The following is a 21,923-nucleotide window of genomic DNA, read 5'->3' as shown; positions in this document are numbered from 1 at the left end:
TATAGCTTTTTTTTAATTTAATATTTAGGTTTAATTATTCTACAACTACTGTTACAATACTTCTAGCAGGAATTGACCAAACAGTAGAGTTATCGATACTTTCTTTTGGAGATAAATTATCGGATGCTTCTGCTGAAGTTTGATACAATTTACCAGAATAATTAGATTTACCATCAATTTTTACATTGATTGGAATTTCAATTGTTCGTTGATTAACAAATACTACAACATATTTAGAGTCGTCTGGTTTTTTGTAAGCAGATACCAATAAGCCATCAATAGATTGTTCTATAGATTTATTATCAGATCTATTTAAATCGATTCTTTGATACCCTTCTTTAATGAAGTATGAATAGTTTCCTAAAGCCCAAAGCAATTTAGAATCGTAAACTTCACCATCAAATTTATCATTGTCGATATAAACCAATCCATCTTTATAATCATAAGGACTTAAAGCAATCCACCATTGCCAAGAACTTGCATTTGCAACAGTTAAATCGGTATGAATTACTTTACTTAAATAGAGTGCAGGATCGATGCCTAAATCTCTTCCATTTCCTTCTACTTCTGAATTGTTTTCAAGAAGACAATATTCCGACATCCAAAATTCTAGTGAACTATCTGTTTGTTCAACTTGATCTTTTACATTTTGACGGGTATTAATTAAGGTGGTATTTCCTGAAGTTGTATAATAGCTATGCCCACAAATTTTGTTAGCAATATTACTTAAGTTTCCAACATAGTTAGAAGAGCTGCTATCGAAAAATTCTTGAATATGAGAACCTCTTCCGCTTTTGTTAGAATCTTCGTATAAATAATTTAATTGAGCAGATTCTGTAATTTCAATTTTAGTGTTTAAGTTTTTACTTTCAATTTTAGCATCTAAAATTCTAGTAATTGCTGCTATTTCAGAATTTAACCAAGGAGAACCTTCTTGTCCGCCTGTCCAATCCCATTGTGGTTCATTAAAAGGAGAAATATAGTTAAAAGTAATACCATCATTATCTCTAATATTTTCAATAACATTTGTTAAAAAATCGGCATAATTACTATAATTAGTAGCATCAAGGTTTGCTGAAGAACCGCCAGAAGAGTGTGCTTTTCCATTTTTTGTAAGTGTAATTGGCGGACTGTTTGAAAATGCTGTAAACTCATTTACACCTCTTTCTTTTGCTGCTTGTAAAAACCAACGTTGGCCTTCTTGAGCATCCCAATTATAACCGTTTGAAGTTAAAAATGATTCTGCTCTTCTCCATGCGTCACTTATACCACTATCACTTGCTTGTACGTCACTACCAGCACCAATATTAAAACGCCAAGTGCTTAAACCAATACCCTTTGGTTGCCCTGTATTGTCAGTTTCAGAACTAAATAAATAATCAGCAATTTGATTTCTTTTTTCTAAAGGCCAGTTTTTACCTACAAATTGCGTACTCCAAGCATCTGATGCTCCAAAACTGTGTATTGTTTGGTAAACAGTTGAAGGTTTTAACGTAATGGTTAAATAATCTGAAGATGTTGTACCTCCACCATTATCAGATGTATCATCATCATTAGAGTTGGAACAGGCTGCAATAGTTAATACAAGCAATAATGAAATTGCTAATACATTATAAAGTTTCTTGTTTTTCATTATTATTAGTATAATGTGTTATAAATAATAGTTTTATCTATTTTGTTTTAAGGAACTTGTCTTAAAGTAAAATTTTCGTCATTCTGAATTACACTTTGATGTTGTTTTGTGATTGATTCAGAATGACGAGTTTTTAGTCTATTAAGACGGTTTCTTTATATTTAGTATCCAGGATTTTGTGTTATTCTTCCTTGAGACAAATTAATTTCTGAAATTGGTATTGGAAATAAAGAATGAATTTCAGCTTTATAATATTTTCCTTCATCATTACCAGCATCGTACTCATCTGTACTTTCGTTTAAGTTGTAATTAGAAAATGCTGCCATAGCTTCTGTTAACCTATCTGTTCTTTTTAAATCATAATAACGATGACCTTCCATTGCTAATTCCATTCTTCTTTCGTTATAGATAGCAGTTAATAAACCTTGTCCTGTAGCTGATATATCATCTAAATCAACTCTAGCTCTTACTTTGTTTAAAGAAATTAAAGCTGAATTTTCATCTCCATTATAATAAGCGGCTTCTGCGTGCATTAATAATAAATCGGCATATCTAAATAAAATATGATTTAGAGGAGATCTTTTGTGTTCAGATTTTTCAGGACGATCTTCAGAATTCAAAAAGTATTTTCTGTTAATTCTACCAGTCATATTTTCTGAAGGTTTTGTATCGTATGAAGGATATTCTTCATTTACATAATCACCTTGTTTAATAATTGTAAAATCACGTCTAGGGTCACCAGCCATAAAGTTATCTAAATTACTACTTGGTGTACCAAACCCCCAACCACCATCGGCTCTACTACGGGATAAAACAGGTAAGGCATTACCAGTATCATAAAGATCGCTGTATGAGTTTTGGATTTCAAAAATAGAACCACTTCCATTAGGGTTTGCAACGCTCCAAACATCTTTAAAAGCATCGTTTAAATTGTACTCTCCAGAAGTAATTACTTCATTGGCTAAACTTTGAGCTTCTGTATAGTTTTTTTGATATAAAGCAGCTTTTGCTAAGTAAGCAATTGCTGCTCCTTTAGTAGCTCTTCCTTTATCTGTAGAAGCTTGTTGCGATTTTAATGGTAAATAATCTAAAGCATCATTTAAATCACTTTCAATTAGTGCCCAAACTTCTTCTTCAGTAGCTCTTTCTAAATTAGCTTCACTTACAGAAATTGGTTCGGTTAATAATGGAACTCCTCCCCAGTTTTTTACCAATTCAAAATAAAAAACAGCACGTAAAAATTTAGCTTCAGCTACAAGTGCATTTATTTCTTCTTCTTCAATTGGCGCTTCAGGGATTCTTGTAATTGCCAAGTTAGTTCTAAAAATTCCTTGGTAGGTATATCTCCATTTACTATCTAACCATTCGTTTGAAGATGTGATGTTAAAATCTGCTAAATTTCCAAAATCTCTTTGGTCTCCTTCGTTTGTGTTTCCTTTAAAAGCATCGTCAGAGCAAATATCACCAACTAACCAAAAGAAGTCTGTTTGCCACCAATCTTGTGGGCTAAGAGAAGCATAACAACCTAAAACAGCTTTGTTGCTTTCGGTATAGTTAGAATAGTATGTATCTAAATTTTGTTCTCCTGTTATTTCGTTATCAATATAGTCTGAACAAGAAACGATGTTCAAACCGATAAAAATAAATAGTATGTGTTTAATAATTTTCATTGTGTACATTTTTAAAATTAAAACGATAAGTTAACACCAACATTTATAGTTCTTGGTAAAGGATAGTGTCCCCAGTCTATACCACTTTGTGTAGCAGAACCACTAATATCTGGATCTAAACCACTAAATGAAGTAGCTGTAAATAAGTTTTCACCACTCATATAAACTCTAGCTCTTGTAAGTCCTAAACTTTCAATAATGCTGTCGTCTAAATTATACCCTAATTGTAAATTAGTTAGTCTAATAAATGAACCATCTTCTATATAATAGTCAGAATATCTAAAGTTTTGATTTGGATCATCATTTGATAAACGAGGTTGAGAATTCGTTGAACCTTCACCACTCCATGCTTTATCTAATAAACCAGCATATGAGTTATAAGTACCACTACCACTCATTAAATATGGGTTTAAAGCGTTTAACATGTCATTTCCGTATTTACCAGTAAATAAAATGTTTAAATCAAAATTGTTGTAGTTAAATTGCATATTAAATCCGAATGAAAAATCTGGAGTTGGGTCTCCAATAACTTGTCTGTCATCATCGTCTAATGTTCCATCACCATTTAAATCTTTAAATCTAAAATCACCTGGTTGTGCATATGGTTGAATAATATTTCCAGCGTTATCTGAATGGCTATTAATTTCTGTTTCATTTTGAAAAATTCCATCAGTTACAAATCCATAAAATAATCCAGGAGTTTGACCTTCTGCAGTATAAGTTAAGCTATTTAAACGTTGGTGATTTCCATTCCAAATAGCTTCTCCATCAGCTAATTCAACTACAGTTGCATCATAACTTGATAAGTTTAGCGTAAATGCAGTTTTTAATTTATTGATTTGTTTTTTATAAGTAATACCTAAATCAACACCTTTTGTTTCGAAACTACCAATATTAGCCCATTGCGCATCGTAACCAGAACCTAGGTAAGCAGGAATACTTTTTGCCATTAACATATCGTGTGTAGTTCTTTTATAAATATCAAAATTTATATTTAAACTACTATTAAATAAACCTAAGTCAATACCAAAGTTCATATCTTCAACAGTTTCCCATTCAATAGATGGATTCCCTACGTTTGCAGGTGCTGTTCCTAATATAACTTGTTGGTCATCTCCTAAAGTATAGTATTCATTACCAATAGTTGTTAGCCTTGCGTTAATTGGAATAGAATTTCTGTTGTCATTTCCAATTTGTCCCCATCCTACACGAGTTTTTAATGAACTAATCCAAGATACATTTTGCATAAAATCTTCATCAGAAGTAACCCAGGCAGCAGATACTGAAGGGAATACTCCCCATTTGTTGCCGTCAGGGAAAAGGCTTGATCCATCAGCTCTTACAGTTGCAGTTAATAGATATTTACTTTTGTAAGAGTAATTTCCACGTCCTATGTACGATATTAAACTGTACTTTTCATTATTTCCAGTGGTAAAAAATCCTTCAGTTGCTGCATCAAGATATCTTAAATCTTCATGGTTACTAGGAATATTTTCTCCTGTACCACTTAATGTTTTTTCTGTTTGAGATTCTAAAATTACACCACCTAAAAGGTTAATGCTATGATCGTCTATTTCTTTTTGGTAATTAACGGTGTTATTCCAAGTTGTATTTAGCTTGTTATTGTGTGTTCTTCCTACAGAGTTTACTTCTAGCTTATCGTTTTCTTCTATATAGTAGTTTGGTGAAAACCAATTATTTTCCCAAGAACTATAATAAACGCTAAATTGAGATTTAAAAGTAAGACCTTCAATTGCTTCCCAATTTACATAGAAGTTTCCAACTGCTCTAGAGTATTCAGTATCGTTATAAGATCTAGCTAATTGTCCTAATGCATTTGGTACGTCTGTAATAGTTGGCGAAAAAATACTATACTCATTTAAGCCGTCTATTTCATAATCTGCTAAGTATGGGTTTGTAACAGGCTCTAATCTATGTGCATTCCAAACTAAATCTGGACCATTTTTAGTTTTTGAGTTTGCAAACGTAAAGTTTTCTCCAATTGTAACTTTATCGTTTAATTTATATTCTGTATTTAAACGTGCCGTTACTCTATTAAAGTCACTTCCTTTTATAATTCCTTCTTGATCTTGGTAAGAAATACTTGATGATATTTTAATATCTTCAGTAGCTTTTGCAATTGATAAGTTTGCGTTATAGATTGGTGTGTTTTGAGTAATTTCATTCCACCAATTAGTGCCGTTTCCTAAAGATTCAGGATCAGAATAAATTAAACTACCTCCATCATTTAAACTTGCAGCATTTAAAATTTTAGCATATTCAGTAGCGTTTGCTAAACTAGGATCTTTTGCTACAGACTGTATACCTGTATATGCATCAAAAGAAACAATTACTTTATTTGTTTTAGCTTGTTTTGTTCTAATTATTATAACTCCATTTGAAGCTCTAGAACCAAAAATAGCCGACGCAGATGCATCTTTTAAAACTTGAACACTTTCAATGTCTTGAGGAGATAAAAAGTTAATATCATCTAAAGGCACATCATCTACAACATATAAAGGAGTATTGTCTCCAAGTGTTGAAATACCACGAATAGTTATTGAAGAAGAAGCTCCTGGTTTACCACCACTTGAAGAAACCTGAACACCTGGTAATTGACCAGCTAAGGCATCTTGAATGTTGGAAACAACCCTTTTTGAGAGTTCTTCACCTTTTACGGTTGAAATGGCACTTGTTAAATCTTTCTTTTTTACGGATCCGTATCCAATTAATACAACTTCATCTAATTGTTCTGTACTAGCAATTAAATCAACATCTATAGTTGATGTGTTTGCTACAACAATTTCTTGAGGTAAAAAACCTATATACGAAAAGATTAAAGTGTCTGTGTTATTTGCAGAAATAGTATAATTTCCATCAAAATCAGTTGAAACTCCAGTAGAGGTTCCTTTTACTAAAATGGATACACCAGGCATTGGTTCTCCACTTGAAGTTACTGTTCCGGTTATTTGTTTTTGTTGAGCGAATATTGTTCCTCCTACAAGTAAAAATATGCTCAAAATTAAAGAAGTGAATGTTCTCATTAGCTTCATAAATTTATGGTTTAATTTAATGTGTGTTTGTTTTTTTGAATACCACGAAAAACACTAATTGTTTTTCGTGGTATAAATACTAAAACTTAATTATATTCGTGAATTGTTGCTCTTAGTAAAAAGTAATCGAATGTGACGGTGTATGTACCCGCTTGATCTTTAAATTTTAAATCTTGTGACCCATCTCCAGATTTACATTTAACATAATTTACGGGTATTATTGTTTCACCACCAACTTCAAAGCCACAATCAAATGGTCCCCAACCATCTGTTTGTCCAATAAATTTTAATGAAGTATCTTCTGTAATTTCAATATTGATTGTAAAAACATAAGGATTTCCGTTGCTATCTTTTTCCATTGGAATAGCATCTGCAGGGTTCCAATCTAAATCGTAGCCAGCAAATCCATTACCCATTAAGTACATGTTTTCTTTAACATCTACGTCTACTTCCATTTTTTCATAGGTATATTCTAATGTATATGGATTAAACTCTACATGGTAATAGCCATCTTCAGCAAATTCAATAGTACCACTACTTTGTGAGTTTATAATTTTAGAGTTGTCATTAGGATCAGTTCCCCAATTGTTAGGTTCCCAATCTAATTGACCTATAAATTTTATTCCATTACCTACTGTGTAGTAATATTCTATAACAAACCAATCATTATTATCTGGGTTTTTCCACATTTCAGTTGCTTTGCTAGGATCCCATCCATACCAGGTAGAACCTCCAACTGCATACATATTAAATATTTCATCTTTTGCTCCAACAAGAACTGTAGAATAAGTTGCGTTTGTATTTCCAGTTTTATCAATACCGATAGCAGTAAACTCAATTGCCCCAGATATATCTGTTAAAGGTATTTCAATTGAATCTGTAAAGTTATAGTTTAGAGTGTTTTCTGGCATTTTTAGTTTAACCTCATAGTTTAAACTTTCATTCATTACAATAACAGAGTCAAGTGCTTTATTATCAGAAAAATTTATATTTAAATCAACTAGGTCACCAACGGTGCTAGAAGTGCCACTAATTGGCGATGTAAATGTTATTACTGGTAAAGTAGTGTCGTAATCTAAAGTAACAACAACATCATAAGTGCTTACGTTTCCTCCTACATCTGTAGCTGAAATTTTTAAGGTGTGAGAACTGTTTGCTTGTTCTTCAGCAGGCACTAAAAACTTATAATTTAAGTTATACTCTTTTAGAGGGTTGTCAAAAGTAATATATTTATCTAGGTACCAATTATCGTAGTTAATGTTTATATTTTCTATACCATTATCATCAGAAATGGTTCCTTCAAAAACAAATTCTAATCCGGGAGCTGAACTAATAGCTGTTGTTAAATTAGAAATGTTAGGGTTTGTAGCATCATTTATTTCGTCATCATCATCGCATGATGTAAAAATAAAAAATGAAAATAATACTGTGGATAAAATTATCCGAAAAAATAGTTTACTAGTCATTTTTAAAAATTTTGGTTTAGAAATTTAATAGGATAAAATTACCGATAGTATAGCTTGAATAAGGTGTAAAATTTGCTCAAATATAAGGTGCTATTTGCTCAAATTTTCAATTATAAGGTTGAAATTGTTATTATTGAATTAGATTTGTTTTTTTTAATTAAAAATTGAGATATTGAATAGTTCAAAATTTATTAATTCATTTTTTATAGACATTAATAGAAAAATACTTTTAATTGTATTTTTAATTATTGGGGTAACTTTATTTGCACAAGATAAACTACCGCCTAAATTAAAATTCAATTCTATTACTGTAGAAGATGGGTTGCCAAATAATATTATAAATTCTATTGTCCAAGATTCTGTTGGGTATATTTGGATTGCAACTAATGATGGGTTGTGTAGATTTGATGGTAAAAATTATAAAACATTTAGGCATTCAATAGAGAATAAAAATTCCATTTCTAATAATTTTATTCAATCATTGTTTGTTGATAGTAACGGTGATTTGTGGATTATGACAGATCAAGGGTTAAATAAGTTTGATACCGTAAAAGAGATATTTGAAATTTATTTAGCTGATGGAATTAGTGGGCTCAGTCATAATAGCATTACAACTATGGTTGAAAGAAGTAATGGAGAGTATGTTGTTGGTACGTATGGAGGAGGTATTAATATTTTAAAAAATGGAACATTTATCCACAACTATAAACAAGAAAATAACTTTGATATATCTTCTAATTTAATTTCATCACTTCAAATACAGAATGATAGTATTTTATGGGTGGGGAATTGGAAAAAAGGACTTAATAAAATTAATTTAGAATCAAAAAAAGTTACAAATTTTAATTATGGAATTGATGAAATTACTTCATCAGGCGAAATTAATACGTTGTATTTAGATAAAGAAGGTTATTTATGGATTGGCACAAATGCTGGCTTAACAATTTACAATACTAAAAACGAAGCTTATTTTAAAATTAATCTAGAAAATTGCCGTTCATTTTCAGATAACGATATTTTAAGCATTTTTGAAGACAATGAAGGTGTTGTTTGGTTAGGTACCCGAAACTCGGGTATTATAAAAGGTAAAAGAAATGAAATTCTTTCAAAAAAAGAAAAAAATACGTTTGTAAATTACTTTCCAAATAGTTTTGATGATAGTGTCAATTATCGCTCGGTAAGTTCCTTTTATCAAGACAATCAAGATAATATTTGGATAGGAACTCATTTATTAGGTGTTAATGTTGTTAACCCAAATGGAGAAAGTTTAAGATTGTATAACAACTTAGCTAAAGATAACAGCAAGTCTAGCACCAAAAGTACTTGGGGAATTAGCGAAGATACTAATAATAATATTTGGGTAGGTACAGATGGCGGAGGTTTGTATAAATTTAATCCATTTACAAATAATGTAGAAAAGTTTTTACATAATCCTTTAGATAATACTTCTATAAGCGATAATGCCATTTTGAGTTCTTGTTTTGATAGTAATGGAAATTTATGGATTGGAACGTATGCCGGTGGATTAAACGTGTTAAAGTCAGGATCAACAAAATTTACACACTATAAGAAAGGACTTTCAAATAAAAATTTAAATAGTAATGATATTCGTGTAATTTTTGAAGATAGTAAGCAACGCATTTGGATTGGAACCAATGGAGGTGGTTTACATTTATATAAACCAGAAACCGATGATTTTAATTTTATAACAGAAGTAGGTTGGTTAGATATTAGAGCTATAACGGAAGATTTAAATGGCAATTTATGGATTGGGACTTTTGGCACTGGAATTTTGTCGTTTAATTATGAAAAAAATAAAATAGAAACATATCCTGAATATGATAGTTTAAAAGCACATATTGTGTTTGATGTTGAATTTGTTTCTGAAGAGGATTTGTGGATTGGTACACGATTTAAAGGGTTGATACATTTTAATTTAAAAACCAAGAAAGTAACACAGTATACAGAGACTAATGGACTTTCAAATAATACTGTTAAAGCTATAGTTGTAGAATCCAAGTCTAAATTATTACTGAGTACCAATAATGGCGTAAATTTATTTAATACAGAAGATGAAGAATTTGATAGTTTTGTTTCTGCAAACGGAGTTAGAGTAGGATCTTTTAATGGTAATTCAGGATTTTTGTCTAAAAATGGATATGCTGTTTTTGGAGGGCTTAATGGTTTAAATATTTTTTATCCGAACGAAATTTATAAAGATTACAATCCTTTAAAAATTATATTTACAGATTTTAAATTATTTAATACATCTATTAATGTAAGTAATGAAATTAATAAAACGCCTTTAAAACAAAGTCTTTCTAAAGTTAAAGAGATTGAGTTGGCGTATAATCAAGATGTTATAACAATTGAATATGCAGCACTTAACTTTCCAAGTTCAAGAGGAATTAACTACGAATATATTTTAGAAAATTACGATACACATTGGAATAAAGTAGGTGCTACTACATCTGCAACCTACAGAAATTTATCACATGGTGAATATGTTTTTAAGGTAAGGTTAGCTCACGAAGTGGGTAATAAAGACCAACAAATAGCTACGGTTAAAATAATTATTAATCCACCATTTTGGTTAACATTACCAGCGGTTTTAATGTATATAATTAGTATTTCATTTATAATTTTTGTGGTTTTAAAGTATTATGCAAATCAAATTAAACTGCAAAACTCACTTTTTTATACTCAAATTTTAAGAGAACAAGAAAAAGATTTAAATAAAGAGAGATTTCGGTTTTTTACAAATTTCTCACACGAGCTTAGAACGCCATTAACTTTAATTTTAGGACCTATTTCAGATATATTGAGAGAGGAGAAAAACGGTAAAAACACAAGTAAGTTAAAGTTGATAAAAAGAAATTCTCAAATTTTGTTAGAGCTTATAAACAAAATGCTCGAATTTAGAAAATCTGAAACAGAACACAATCACTTAGAAATAGGAAAGTATAATTTCACCCATTTCTTAAAAGAGATTTCAAGTAATTTCGAATTTTATGCTGTTCAAAAAGAAATTCAATTTATTATTGAAATTGAAAAAGAGTACTACGCTTGGTTCGATTATAAAAAAATACAACTTGTAATTTTTAATTTGCTATCCAATGCATTTAAGTATACTCCAAAAGGCGGAGAAATTAAAATTACAATTCAAGAAACTACAGGTACTATTTTACTTAAAATTGCCGATTCAGGTTTAGGAATAAAACAAGAAGCATTAGATTCTATTTTTAATTTATATTACCATAAAGATAATGCTGATGCTATTGAAGGTACGGGTATTGGATTGGCTTTGTGTAAAAAATTAATGGATTTACATGAAGGTGAAATATTGGTAGAAAGCAAAATAGGTGTTGGGTCTTGTTTTAAGATAGAATTATTTAAAAATAAAGAACATTTTTCTAAAATAAAAAATGTAGAATTTGTAGAATCTGGAAATTTTATCATTCAAAAACCTTTTATAGACGAAACAGATATAATGCATAATGAACCAGTACAATTTAACTTTAATAAAAACGATAAGGTTGTTCTTATTGTTGATGATAATTTAGATATCATAAATTATTTAGGCGAAATTTTATCGGTTAATTTTAAAGTAATATCAGCAATAAACGGAAAAGAAGGAGTAGAAAAAGCCTTTGAAATAATACCAGATTTAATAATTTCTGATATTATGATGCCAGAAAAATCTGGAATGAATTTATGTAAAGAATTGAAAAATTCAGAAAAAACGAGCCATGTTCCAATTATCTTATTAACGGCCAAATTAGGTGAAAGCGATCGGTTAGAAGGTGTAGAAATTGGTGCAGATGATTATATTACCAAACCTTTCGATTCTAATTTTTTAATGGCTAAGATTGAGAGTTTATTTCAGAATAGAAAGAAGTTAATTCAATTTTATAGCACATCTAAAAAAGAGAATTTAGAACAAAACCAATTGAAAGAAAATGTTGAAGATAAATTTCTTGCTAAATTAGAAAAATTAGTTCTCGATAAGTCTACTAGTGGTGATGTGTTAATTCCTGAAATAGCAAAAGAGTTGGGGTATAGTAGATCATCTCTTTATAGAAAAGTGAAGGCGGTAACAGGAGCTTCGGTAAGCGATTTTGTAAAAAGAGTACGATTAAATAAGGCTGCAAAATTATTACTCGAAAACAATTACAACGTTTCTCAAGCAGCTTTTGATGCTGGTTTTAATGATGTTAAATACTTTAGTGTTAGTTTTAAAAAACAATTTGGAATTACACCTTCAAAATATAAAACTACAACTAATAAAAAATAGAGGTTTATTAAGTATTTATATTTTATAGCGTAGTAGAGTAAAACTAAAACCTTCTATTTATTACTTCAAATTATATAAATTTTAAATTATAAATTATAAATAATTACTACAATTCTTAGTCTATATTAATTTATATAATGATATTTTAGCTTTTATTAAATAATTAAAGTCTTTTTAAAAAATCAATATTGAACTGCTATGTGTTAATTTTCAGTAGAAATATTTGTAAATATAAAATATATGCATATATTTGGTAAACCAATTTGGTAAACCAATATAAAACGTTATAAATGAACTAAAAAAAGACATGATTTAATTGTTTTTTCTTTAATAATTTAAGTTTTAGCTCTTTTAATTGTTCAATTAAATGTGTTTTTTAGAAATAATATAAGTAAATATTATAATTCAGTTTTTAATTTATAATTAGGGGGTTGTTTATTGTTTGCTAGAAAATATAAATTTCAAATAGGGAGCCTAATAAAATTTTAGGTGTAACATTAAAAAATGAAAATGAAAAATATAATAAAATTAATTCCGTTGTTAGTATTGGTAAGTTTTATTTCTTGCAAACAAACTGATTCTAAAACTGCTGAAAATTTGTATTCTAAAGAGAGTAGTCACCCAAGTTTAATTTTAACTAAACAAGGTGTAAAAGATATTAGAGCTAACTTAGGAAGTATTCCAATTTTTGATAAAACATTAGCAATTGCTCAAGCAGAGATTGATGCTGAAATTGTTAAGGGGTTTGATGTTCCTGTTCCTAAAGATTACTCTGGGGGATATACACACGAAACACATAAAAAAAATTACATTTTAATGCAAAAAGCAGGTGTACTTTATCAAATATTAAACGATGAAAAGTATGCTAAATATGTAAAAGATATGTTATTTGAGTATGCAAAACAGTATCCAACATGGCCTGTTCATCCAAAACCAAGATCGTATGCTAGAGGTAAGTTATTTTGGCAATGTTTAAACGATTCTAATTGGTTGGTATATACAAGTCAAGCATACGATTGTATTTATAATTATTTAACAGAAGAAGAACGTAATGTTTTAGAGACAGATTTATTTAGACCTTTTGCAGATTTTATTTCAAAAGAAAATCCACAATTTTTTAACAGAGTGCATAACCATGCCACTTGGGGTAATGCTGCGGTTGGAATGATTGCTTTGGCAATGGATGATGACGAATTGTTAGATAGAGCATTAAATGGAGTTAAAGATGTTGATTTTAACCCAAACGAAAAAGATAATGATGGTGGTTACATTAGAAAAGATGGTCAAAAAATTGGTTTTTTTGCCAATATAAATGAGCCTTTTTCTCCAGATGGATATTTTACAGAAGGACCTTATTATCAACGTTATGCTTCGTATCCATTTTTAATTTTTGCACAAGCACTTCAAAATAAAAAACCTGCAGAAAAGGTATTTGAATATAAAGATGGGGTGCTTTTAAAAAGTGTAATGGCTTTATTAAATTTATCAGATGTAGATGGTGAGTTCTTTTTATTAAACGACGCTCAAAAAGGAATGTCTTATTTTAACGCCTCTTTAATTTCTACTGTTGATATTGGCTATCATTTTGGTGGAAATAATCCAGAATTATTAAGTATTGCTAAAATGCAAGGCGAGGTTACTTTAGATGATGCTGGTTTAGCAGTGGCTCTAGGTATTAAGGAAGGTAAGGAAAAACCTTTTGTTAAAAAATCAATTCAATTGTCTGATGGTCCCGATGGAGACCAAGGAGCAGTTGGAATTTTACGTAGTGATGATTTAGAAGTTGTTTTTAAATATACTGCACACGGGTTAAGTCATGGACATTATGATAAGTTGTCTTTTGCTTTGTTTGAAGATGGTGTTGAAGTGGTACAAGATTATGGTATGAGTCGTTTTGTTAATATTGAACAAAAAGGTGGTGGAAATTATTTAAAAGAAAACACAACTTGGGCAAAACAAACTATAGCACATAATACGATAACCCAAAATGAAAAATCTCAATTTAAAGGGAATTATGACATTGGAAGTAAATACCACTCTAATAAATATATATTTAGTGTTGAAGATAAAAATATACAAGTAGCTAGCGCTAAAGAAGAAAATGCATACCCGGGTACAAAACTTCATAGAACTATGGTAACTATTAAAGATGAAGTTTATGAAAATCCTTATGTATTAGATATTTTGCGAGTAACATCTGAAAATAATAATCAGTACGATTTACCATTTTATTTCTTAGGACAAATTATGCAAGCAGATTTTGAATATTCAAAATTACCAACACCAGAAGTTTTAGGTAATTCAGATGGCTATCAGCATTTATATAAAGAAGCTGAAGCAAATGTAATGGGAGAAAATATAAAATTAAATTGGCTATTAAATAATAAATTTTATACATATTCAGCTGTAACAACAAATAATGATGAAGTTATTTTTGGTAGAATAGGAGCAAATGATCCAGAATATAATTTACGTAATGAGCAAACATTAATTTTAAGAAAAAAGAAAGCAAAAAATGCTTTATATGTTTCTACAATAGAATCACACGGTACCTATGACCCTGTTTCAGAATTGGCTATCAATGCATATAGTAATATAGAGCAATTAACGGTGGTTCATAATTCTAAAGAATATACAGCTGTATTAATAGAAGAAAAAAACGGTACATCAAAGCTTTTTATTATTTCAAATGAAAATAATGATAATGAAGCAACACATAAATTAACTATAAACAATAAAGATTATACCTGGAAAGGTTCTTATATATTAATAGAAAATAAATAAATATAAAATTATGAAACGATTTAGTGAAAAATACATCATTGCAAAGGATATGGAATGGGAAGATCTTGGTGGAGGAGTATCTAGAAAATTCTTAGGTTACGATAATCAAATTATGATGGTAAGCGTTAAATTTGATAAAGGAGCATTAGGGGCGCCACATCAACATTTTCATACACAAGCTACTTATTGTGTTTCAGGTAAATTTGAATTTGAAATTGATGGAGTAAAGCAAATTGTAGAAGCAGGAGATGGTGTGTATATTGAGCCTAATTTATGGCATAGTGCAGTTTGTTTAGAAGAAGGACAATTAATTGATACATTTAGCCCTGTAAGAGAAGATTTCTTAAGTGGTGATGGAGTATCATATTTTGGTGATAAAAAATAATTAAACAAAAATTAATTCAAAAGCGTTGACCTTTTTTGGTATAAAACGCTTTTTTTAACTGTTATTACTAAAACGTTATAGTGAATCTGTTAAATATTGAAAATAAATAGTTTAATATTTTTATTTAACTTTAAATTAACATATATTTGGTTTCCCAGATTGGTTTACCAGTTTTTAAAAGAGGATATAAATAAGTTTAACCGTTTAAAATAAAATTAATTAAATGATATAATAAAGTAAACAAAAAAAAGGATAGTTGCACCTATCCTTTTTATTAAAAATACTTCTTTTCTGAGGGAAGTAAAATTTATAATATGTACTCATTTTAAAAAATACATTCTGCAATATTACAAAAAAAGAAATAAATGTTCAGAATTAAATTTTTTAAAGTGATTGGATAATTAAAGATTAACAATCTATACTAAAAGTGATACAAAATAGTATTGCTAAAACTAAACTTAACATAAAAATTTAAATTATGAACTTAAAAATTAAGCTAACGCTAATTGTAATATTGATGCTCAATATTTCATTAATGGCTCAGGAAAGCTTTACAATAAAAGGAACGGTTTTGTCTGCAAAAGATAATATGCCAATTCCTGGTGTAAGCCTTTTAATTCAAAATACTACTCGAGGAGCCTCTACAGATTTTGATGGTATTTTCAGTTTAGATGTAACAGAAGGAGAAGTTCTTGTGGCATCTTATATTGGGTATAAAACCCAACTTATTACGTTAACAAACAAAAAAGAAATTACAATTACTTTAATAGAAGATACAGCGGTTTTAGACGAAGTTGTTGTAGTGGGTTATGGTGCTAGAAGAAAAAGTGATGTAACAGGTTCTGTATCTTCTGTAAAAACAGATGAATTAACGGCTTTTCCTGTGTTAGAAGCAGAGCAAGCACTTCAAGGTAGAGCAGCAGGTGTTGTTGTACAGTCTAATAATGGTGGTGAGCCAGGTGCTCCTATTAAAATGAATATTAGAGGAAATACATCTATTAATGCTAGTAGTGATCCACTTATTGTTGTAGATGGTTTTGTTGGAGCAACAATGCCTCAGGCAGGTGATATTCAATCTTTACAAGTTTTAAAAGATGCTTCTGCAACTGCTATTTATGGTTCTAGAGGATCAAATGGTGTTGTTTTGGTAACTACTAAAAAAGGTAGAAGCGGTAAATTAAATGTTGAACTTAACTCAACATACGCTATTCAAACAACTTCAAATAGTTTAGATTTATTAAATGCAAGTGATTTTACAAAATATCAAAATGAAATAAGAGCAAATCAAGATAATTCAACTCCTTATGTTCAAGGAGATTATGATACAGATTGGCAAGATTTAATTTATAGAACAGGTAATACCTCAAATAATCAACTTTCTTTTTCAGGAGGTTCAGATAAAGTAAATTACTATGCTTCAGGTACTTATTTTACACAAGATGGGGTGCTGGTTAATTCTGCTTACGAAAGAGTATCGTTTTTAACAAATTTAGATGCACAAGTTTCTGATAAATTAAAAATAGGTCTTGGTTTAACAGGTGGTTTAAGTAAAAAAGATGGTGTTACAACTCAATCTGATGGTTCTGTTACCGTGGGAGGTGATGATGTAGTTTCTTTAGCTATGAGATTTGCTCCAGATAAAGGAATTTATAATGATGATGGTTCTTTTTCAACAAATGATAAGATTGGAGATCAAGTTGATAACCCTTGGGCAGTTGCAACCCAAAGAGATGATGATACGGAAATAGAAAATTTTAGAGCTAATTTTTATGCAGATTATGAAATTATTGAAGGTCTTACATTTAAAACAACGTTTGGTTTAAGTAATAGCAATACTTTTAGAGGTATGTATATGCCAAGAACATTAACTGTTACTGCAGGACAAGGTTTAGATGGACGAGCTATAATTAGAGAAAATAAATCTAAAAGTGTTTTAAGTGAAAATTACTTAACCTACAAAAAAGAGATAGGGAAAGGAGATTTAACATTATTAGCAGGTTATTCTTATCAAAAAACAACGAATAAAGGTTCTTATAGTGAGGGTACTGGAACAATTTCAGATTCTTTTTCTTACTATGGTTTATGGACAGCAACTAATTTAATTAATGGGGGTTCAGGAGCTATTTATGTAAATGAAACAGAAATTCAATCTCAATTTGGAAGAATTAATTACGATTATGATGATAAATATTTATTAACAGCTACAGTGAGACGTGATGGGGCTTCTAACTTTGCAGAAAATGAAAAGTATGCCATTTTTCCATCAGCAGCATTAGGTTGGAAAGTTTCTAGTGAAGACTTTTTAAAAGACCATGAAACAATTTCTAATTTAAAGTTAAGATTAAGTTATGGTGTTACTGGTAACCCATCAATTGATCCTTACCAATCTTTAGCAAGTATTGCAAGTTTATACGCTTCTAGCAATGGTGAAACTGTTGCAGCTGTTACACCAAACCAACCTTCAAACCCAAATTTAAAATGGGAATCATCTTACCAAACAAATATTGGTGTAGATTTAGGTTTATACAATAATAAAGTATTACTTTCTTTAGATTATTATAATATTGATACTAAAGATATTATTATGATTAATAAAGGGATGCCTGATTATTTAGGATTTTATAATGATGAGATTTTAACAAATGCAGGAGAAATTAATAATAAAGGAATAGAAGTTTCTTTAAATACAAGAAACATTATTAAAGACGATTTTAGTTGGACAACAGATTTAGTATTCTCTAAAAATAAAAATACAGTAACTTCTTTAATTAACGGGGTTGATTGGTTTGGAGATGGTGCACCAAGTTATTTTAGTGTTGATGATAACTATATTTTAAGAGAAGGCGAAGAAGTAGGTCTTTTTTATGGTTGGGACTATGCAGGTGTATACCAAGGAGGTAATTTTCCAGCTGGTACAGCTACAATTACAGGAGGAGTTGCTGGTGATCCATTATTTTTAGATTTAGATGATAGTGGAGATATTACCAATGATGATAGAAAAATTATCGGTAATCCAAATCCTGATTTTACTTGGGGTATAACCAATAGCTTTAAGTATAAAGATTTTGATTTTAATATCTTTTTTCAAGGATCTCAAGGTGGAGATATTTTTAATATGACTAATGTGCAGTTAAATAATGGAGATGCAAATACTACTTACGATTATTATAATAATGCCTGGTCATCATCTAATACAGATGCAAGTCAACCTCGCGTAGGAAATAATAGTTGGAGAGAAATCTCTTCTCGTTTTGTTGAAGATGGTAGTTATATTAGATTAAAAAATATAGCTGTAGGTTATACATTTCCTTCAGAAAATATACAAAAGTTAGGTATAGAAAATTTAAGATTATCATTGAGTGCGCAAAATTTATTAACAATTACAGATTACTCTGGTTTAGATCCTGAAGTTAATTATTATGGTGCTTCTGGAGATAATGATACATCTAGTAATACTGTAAGAGGATTTGATTTTGGGAATTATCCAACTGTAAAATCTGTAAGTTTTAGTCTTAGCGTTAAATTTTAATCAATAATTTAAAACATATATAATGAAAACATATAAATATTTATTTTTATTGATAGGATTATCAATAATAGGTTGTTCAGATTTAGAAGAACATCCAGTTGGATTATTATCTCCCGATGGATTTTACTCAACGGTACAAGATATACAAACTGGGGTAGATGGCTCTTTAACACATGCCATGAACGAACAAATTTGGGGAAGAAAATTGTCTATGTCGCTATTAGTGCGTTCTGATATGGTGAAGCTTCAATCTTCTCAAACATATAGATTAGAGATGGATATGCATTCTATAACAGGTGATAATGAAATGGTTTATGATCCTTGGAGAAGAATTTGGTTAGGAATAGCTGCAGCTAATAATACAATTGCAGGCGCTGAAGATGTTGCTGTAGATGAGGAAGTTAAAAATCCTGTTACTGCACAAGCTTATTTTGCAAGAGCATTTTACTATTTTCATTTAGTAAGATTGTTTGGAGATATACCTTATATTGATACTCCAATTGACGATTTAGAAGCTGCATCTACAGTAGGTTTAACACCAGAAGCAGAGGTATATGAAAATATTATTTCAGATTTACAATTTGCAAAAACTTGGTTGCCTAATACACAAATAACAAGATCTAGACCTTCTAAAGCTGCGGCTAGTTCATATTTAGCTTTAGTGTATTTAACTATGGCTGGGACAAGTGATAATACGTATTTTCAAAAAGCTTTTGATGAAGCTAAAGAAGTAATTGATAATAAAGGAGTATATAATCTAGATCTAGATCCAGATTTTCAAACATTATTTAATGCCAATAAAATTGACGCTTCTTTAGAACCAATTTTTGTATTAGATTACAATGCTTACGAAGCAGATGATAATGGGTACGATCAAACAGCACCAATGACAGGTATTAGAGGAGATGATGACGATCAAGGTTGGTCTGTTTTAGTTCCAACCATGGCTGTTTATGAATCTTTTGATCCAGATGATTATAGAACAAATGTTAGTTTTCAAACAGAAGCTACAATTGGTGGAGTTACTGTAGATTACACCCAGTTTACTATAAGCGGGCATGAGCACGCTGCAAATAGGCCTTATATTGCTAAATATACACGTTATCCAGGGCCTTATGCTCGTTCAAATAAAAGAGCAACCAGCCATAATAACTCTATGTTACGTTATGCTGAAGTATTGTTAATCGCTGCTGAAGCTGGAGTTGAAATAGGGAACCCTTTAGCTTTAGACTATATTAATCAAGTAAGAGCAAGAGCTAGAAAAGGTGGAGCATCTACTTCTGGAGGTTATACTGAAGTGGTTATACCTCCAAGTGCGGTACCTGCAGATCTAACTTCTGTTACAGTTGAAGATGTATTAGAAGAGCGTAGAATAGAATTAGCTTTTGAAGGTAAAAGATGGTATGATATTAAAAGAAGAAAGTTAGGAGATCAGGTATTTAGTGCTTCTGGTTATGAAGGAGCAAAACCAGACTGGAATTCTTCAGTAGATTATGATACACCAATACCACAAGATGAGATAGATAGTAACCCTAATATTGGAAACTAAATTAAATGGTTGTATAAAACGATAGTAATCGTTGCTAGTTTTTAATCTTGGGTTTACACATTATTAATCAGTGTAGATCCAAGATTACTAGTATATAAATGTACCTTACCGAGTTATCATAAAATTCAATAGGTTTAATTATAAACGTTAAAGTTGATTACTTTTTTTGCCTAAATTATTGATTGTTAGTAGAAAGTAAAACCTATTTTAATTTGTTATATAAAAATAAACCAAAATATTTATTACGTATGTCAACAAAATATATATATTTAATTTTAACAGCAATCTTACTTTTAAATACAGCTTGTACAATGGAAATTCCAATTGAACACCTCAATATGAATTTAAAGCCAAATACATTAGAATATAGTAAAGCTGTATTGGAAAATGAAATTCCAGGAATTACTGTAGATCATATTGCAATAACAGGAGACGTTATTAGAGATGAATCTATAGAAAAAGGTTATAAATTTATATACCTTTTTATGAAAGGTCAGGGAACCGTTGTTGTAGATACTTTAAATTATAGTATTGTTCCAGAAACTATTTTATTGCCTAATATGTTAGAGATGATCTCAATTAGTGCAAATAAAAATGATACCCTTCACTTTCTTAAAATAGCAACTAATTTAACCGAGCAAGATCTTCTTGATTTAAAAGAGTTTCCGAAAGAAAATACACAAAAACCTTATTTTGCAAAATTTAATGATTGTGAACCTTATACAGAACCTATAAAGAGTCCTAATACAATAAGCAGAACAGTATTGCCTAATAAATATATACCACGCATTGCATTGGGTACAGTTGAAGCTCCTGGTCCAGATAAAGTAGGAGCGCATGAACATGGCATGTTAGAGCAATTGTTTTTAGGGTTAACAGATAATGAAATTACAGTTTTTGCAGATGATGCTCAAATTAAACTTCCAGCATATTCAATTTTACACATTCCTTTGGGTTCAAGTCATTCTGTTGAGGTAGAAAAAGAAAAAAAAATGTATTATATGTGGATGGATTTTTTTAGAGATAAAGAAGGGGAAGAGTGGTTGAAAACACACAATAAAATTACAGAATAAAAATTAACTTAATAAGGTCTAGTTAATGCAAAGCTTTTTTAATAAGATAAATAATTTAAAAATCCAGATTTGCTACTAATTTAGTATGTCTTTTTTGCTAAAATTCAAAATAATTTAATGGTTTTGTAATCTTTTTAGGTATTTATAATAAAAAATATGAATGTATTACTAAAACGTTATAGTGCTAAATGTTAAATATTTAAAATAGTTTGAAGAATATTTTTTTTTAACTTTTTTTTAATATATATTTGGTAAACCAAATTGGTAAACCAATTTAAGGTATCAAATAAAAACAAGTATTAACATCTAAAAACCAGTATATTATAACGCTTTAAATGATAAAATAAATTAAATTAAAAAGAAAAATGATAGTTGCACCTATCTTCTTTAAAAATAATCTTTTCTGAGATACTAAAAGTTATACATATTAAAAAATACAACCTGCAAAAAATACCTAAGCAAGCATACGAATCTTCAGAGTTGAGTT

10 protein-coding genes are annotated in these 21,923 nt (G+C 29.8%); 6 read left to right on the top strand and 4 right to left on the bottom strand.

All coding sequences use genetic code 11. From position 1 onward, the window contains the following. Positions 1-34: 34 nt before the first annotated feature. The 4 genes from MKD41_RS09520 to MKD41_RS09505 all read right to left on the bottom strand — a co-directional run bounded on the left by MKD41_RS09520 (position 35) and on the right by MKD41_RS09505 (position 7,822). On the bottom strand, positions 35-1,633 hold the full coding sequence (locus MKD41_RS09520) for a glycoside hydrolase (protein WP_240242063.1): 1,599 nt from the start codon (positions 1,631-1,633) through the stop codon (positions 35-37). 161 nt (positions 1,634-1,794) lie between these two features. Continuing rightward, positions 1,795-3,303, bottom strand: coding sequence for a RagB/SusD family nutrient uptake outer membrane protein (locus MKD41_RS09515; protein ID WP_240242062.1), 1,509 nt, complete (start codon positions 3,301-3,303; stop codon positions 1,795-1,797). A gap of 17 nt (positions 3,304-3,320) precedes the next feature. Then, positions 3,321-6,356: a SusC/RagA family TonB-linked outer membrane protein gene (locus MKD41_RS09510; RefSeq protein WP_240242061.1), complete on the bottom strand. Its 3,036-nt coding sequence runs from the start codon at positions 6,354-6,356 to the stop codon at positions 3,321-3,323. Positions 6,357-6,442: 86 nt separating this feature from the next. After that, entirely contained in the window at positions 6,443-7,822 is a 1,380-nt protein-coding gene (locus tag MKD41_RS09505) for a SusF/SusE family outer membrane protein (protein ID WP_240242060.1), read from the bottom strand. Positions 7,823-7,994: 172 nt separating this feature from the next. On the opposite strand from MKD41_RS09505, the gene MKD41_RS09500 reads away from it, so the two are divergent. The 6 genes from MKD41_RS09500 to MKD41_RS09475 all read left to right on the top strand — a co-directional run bounded on the left by MKD41_RS09500 (position 7,995) and on the right by MKD41_RS09475 (position 21,436). Next, positions 7,995-12,116 (top strand): hybrid sensor histidine kinase/response regulator transcription factor, encoded by a 4,122-nt coding sequence (locus MKD41_RS09500; protein ID WP_240242059.1) that lies wholly within the window; start codon positions 7,995-7,997, stop codon positions 12,114-12,116. A gap of 510 nt (positions 12,117-12,626) precedes the next feature. Further along, on the top strand, positions 12,627-14,900 hold the full coding sequence (locus MKD41_RS09495) for an alginate lyase family protein (RefSeq protein ID WP_240242058.1): 2,274 nt from the start codon (positions 12,627-12,629) through the stop codon (positions 14,898-14,900). Between the two features lie 10 nt (positions 14,901-14,910). Further along, the gene (locus MKD41_RS09490; RefSeq protein ID WP_240242057.1) at positions 14,911-15,285 is read left to right on the top strand and encodes a cupin domain-containing protein; all 375 of its coding nucleotides are present in this window, start codon (positions 14,911-14,913) and stop codon (positions 15,283-15,285) included. A gap of 535 nt (positions 15,286-15,820) precedes the next feature. Then, positions 15,821-18,814: a SusC/RagA family TonB-linked outer membrane protein gene (locus MKD41_RS09485; protein WP_240242056.1), complete on the top strand. Its 2,994-nt coding sequence runs from the start codon at positions 15,821-15,823 to the stop codon at positions 18,812-18,814. A 22-nt stretch (positions 18,815-18,836) separates the two neighbouring features. Further along, a complete protein-coding gene (locus tag MKD41_RS09480; protein ID WP_240242055.1) occupies positions 18,837-20,363 on the top strand; it encodes a RagB/SusD family nutrient uptake outer membrane protein in 1,527 nt (508 codons plus the stop codon). 248 nt (positions 20,364-20,611) lie between these two features. Further along, a complete protein-coding gene (locus MKD41_RS09475; RefSeq protein ID WP_240242054.1) occupies positions 20,612-21,436 on the top strand; it encodes a cupin domain-containing protein in 825 nt (274 codons plus the stop codon). Positions 21,437-21,923 lie beyond the last annotated feature (487 nt).

The organism is Lutibacter sp. A64, from assembly GCF_022429565.1.
Classification (GTDB): Bacteria; Bacteroidota; Bacteroidia; order Flavobacteriales; family Flavobacteriaceae; genus Lutibacter.
This window is presented reverse-complemented; position numbering and strand designations above follow the sequence as displayed.

Bases quoted from the DNA above. Each gene is read 5' to 3' on its own strand.
- MKD41_RS09520 (WP_240242063.1), bottom strand. From the start codon at position 1,633: ATGAAAAACAAGAAACTTTATAATGTATTAGCAATTTCATTATTGCTT.
- MKD41_RS09515 (WP_240242062.1), bottom strand. From the start codon at position 3,303: ATGAAAATTATTAAACACATACTATTTATTTTTATCGGTTTGAACATC.
- MKD41_RS09510 (WP_240242061.1), bottom strand. From the start codon at position 6,356: ATGAAGCTAATGAGAACATTCACTTCTTTAATTTTGAGCATATTTTTA.
- MKD41_RS09505 (WP_240242060.1), bottom strand. From the start codon at position 7,822: ATGACTAGTAAACTATTTTTTCGGATAATTTTATCCACAGTATTATTT.
- MKD41_RS09495 (WP_240242058.1), top strand. From the start codon at position 12,627: ATGAAAAATATAATAAAATTAATTCCGTTGTTAGTATTGGTAAGTTTT.
- MKD41_RS09490 (WP_240242057.1), top strand. From the start codon at position 14,911: ATGAAACGATTTAGTGAAAAATACATCATTGCAAAGGATATGGAATGG.
- MKD41_RS09485 (WP_240242056.1), top strand. From the start codon at position 15,821: ATGGCTCAGGAAAGCTTTACAATAAAAGGAACGGTTTTGTCTGCAAAA.
- MKD41_RS09480 (WP_240242055.1), top strand. From the start codon at position 18,837: ATGAAAACATATAAATATTTATTTTTATTGATAGGATTATCAATAATA.
- MKD41_RS09475 (WP_240242054.1), top strand. From the start codon at position 20,612: ATGTCAACAAAATATATATATTTAATTTTAACAGCAATCTTACTTTTA.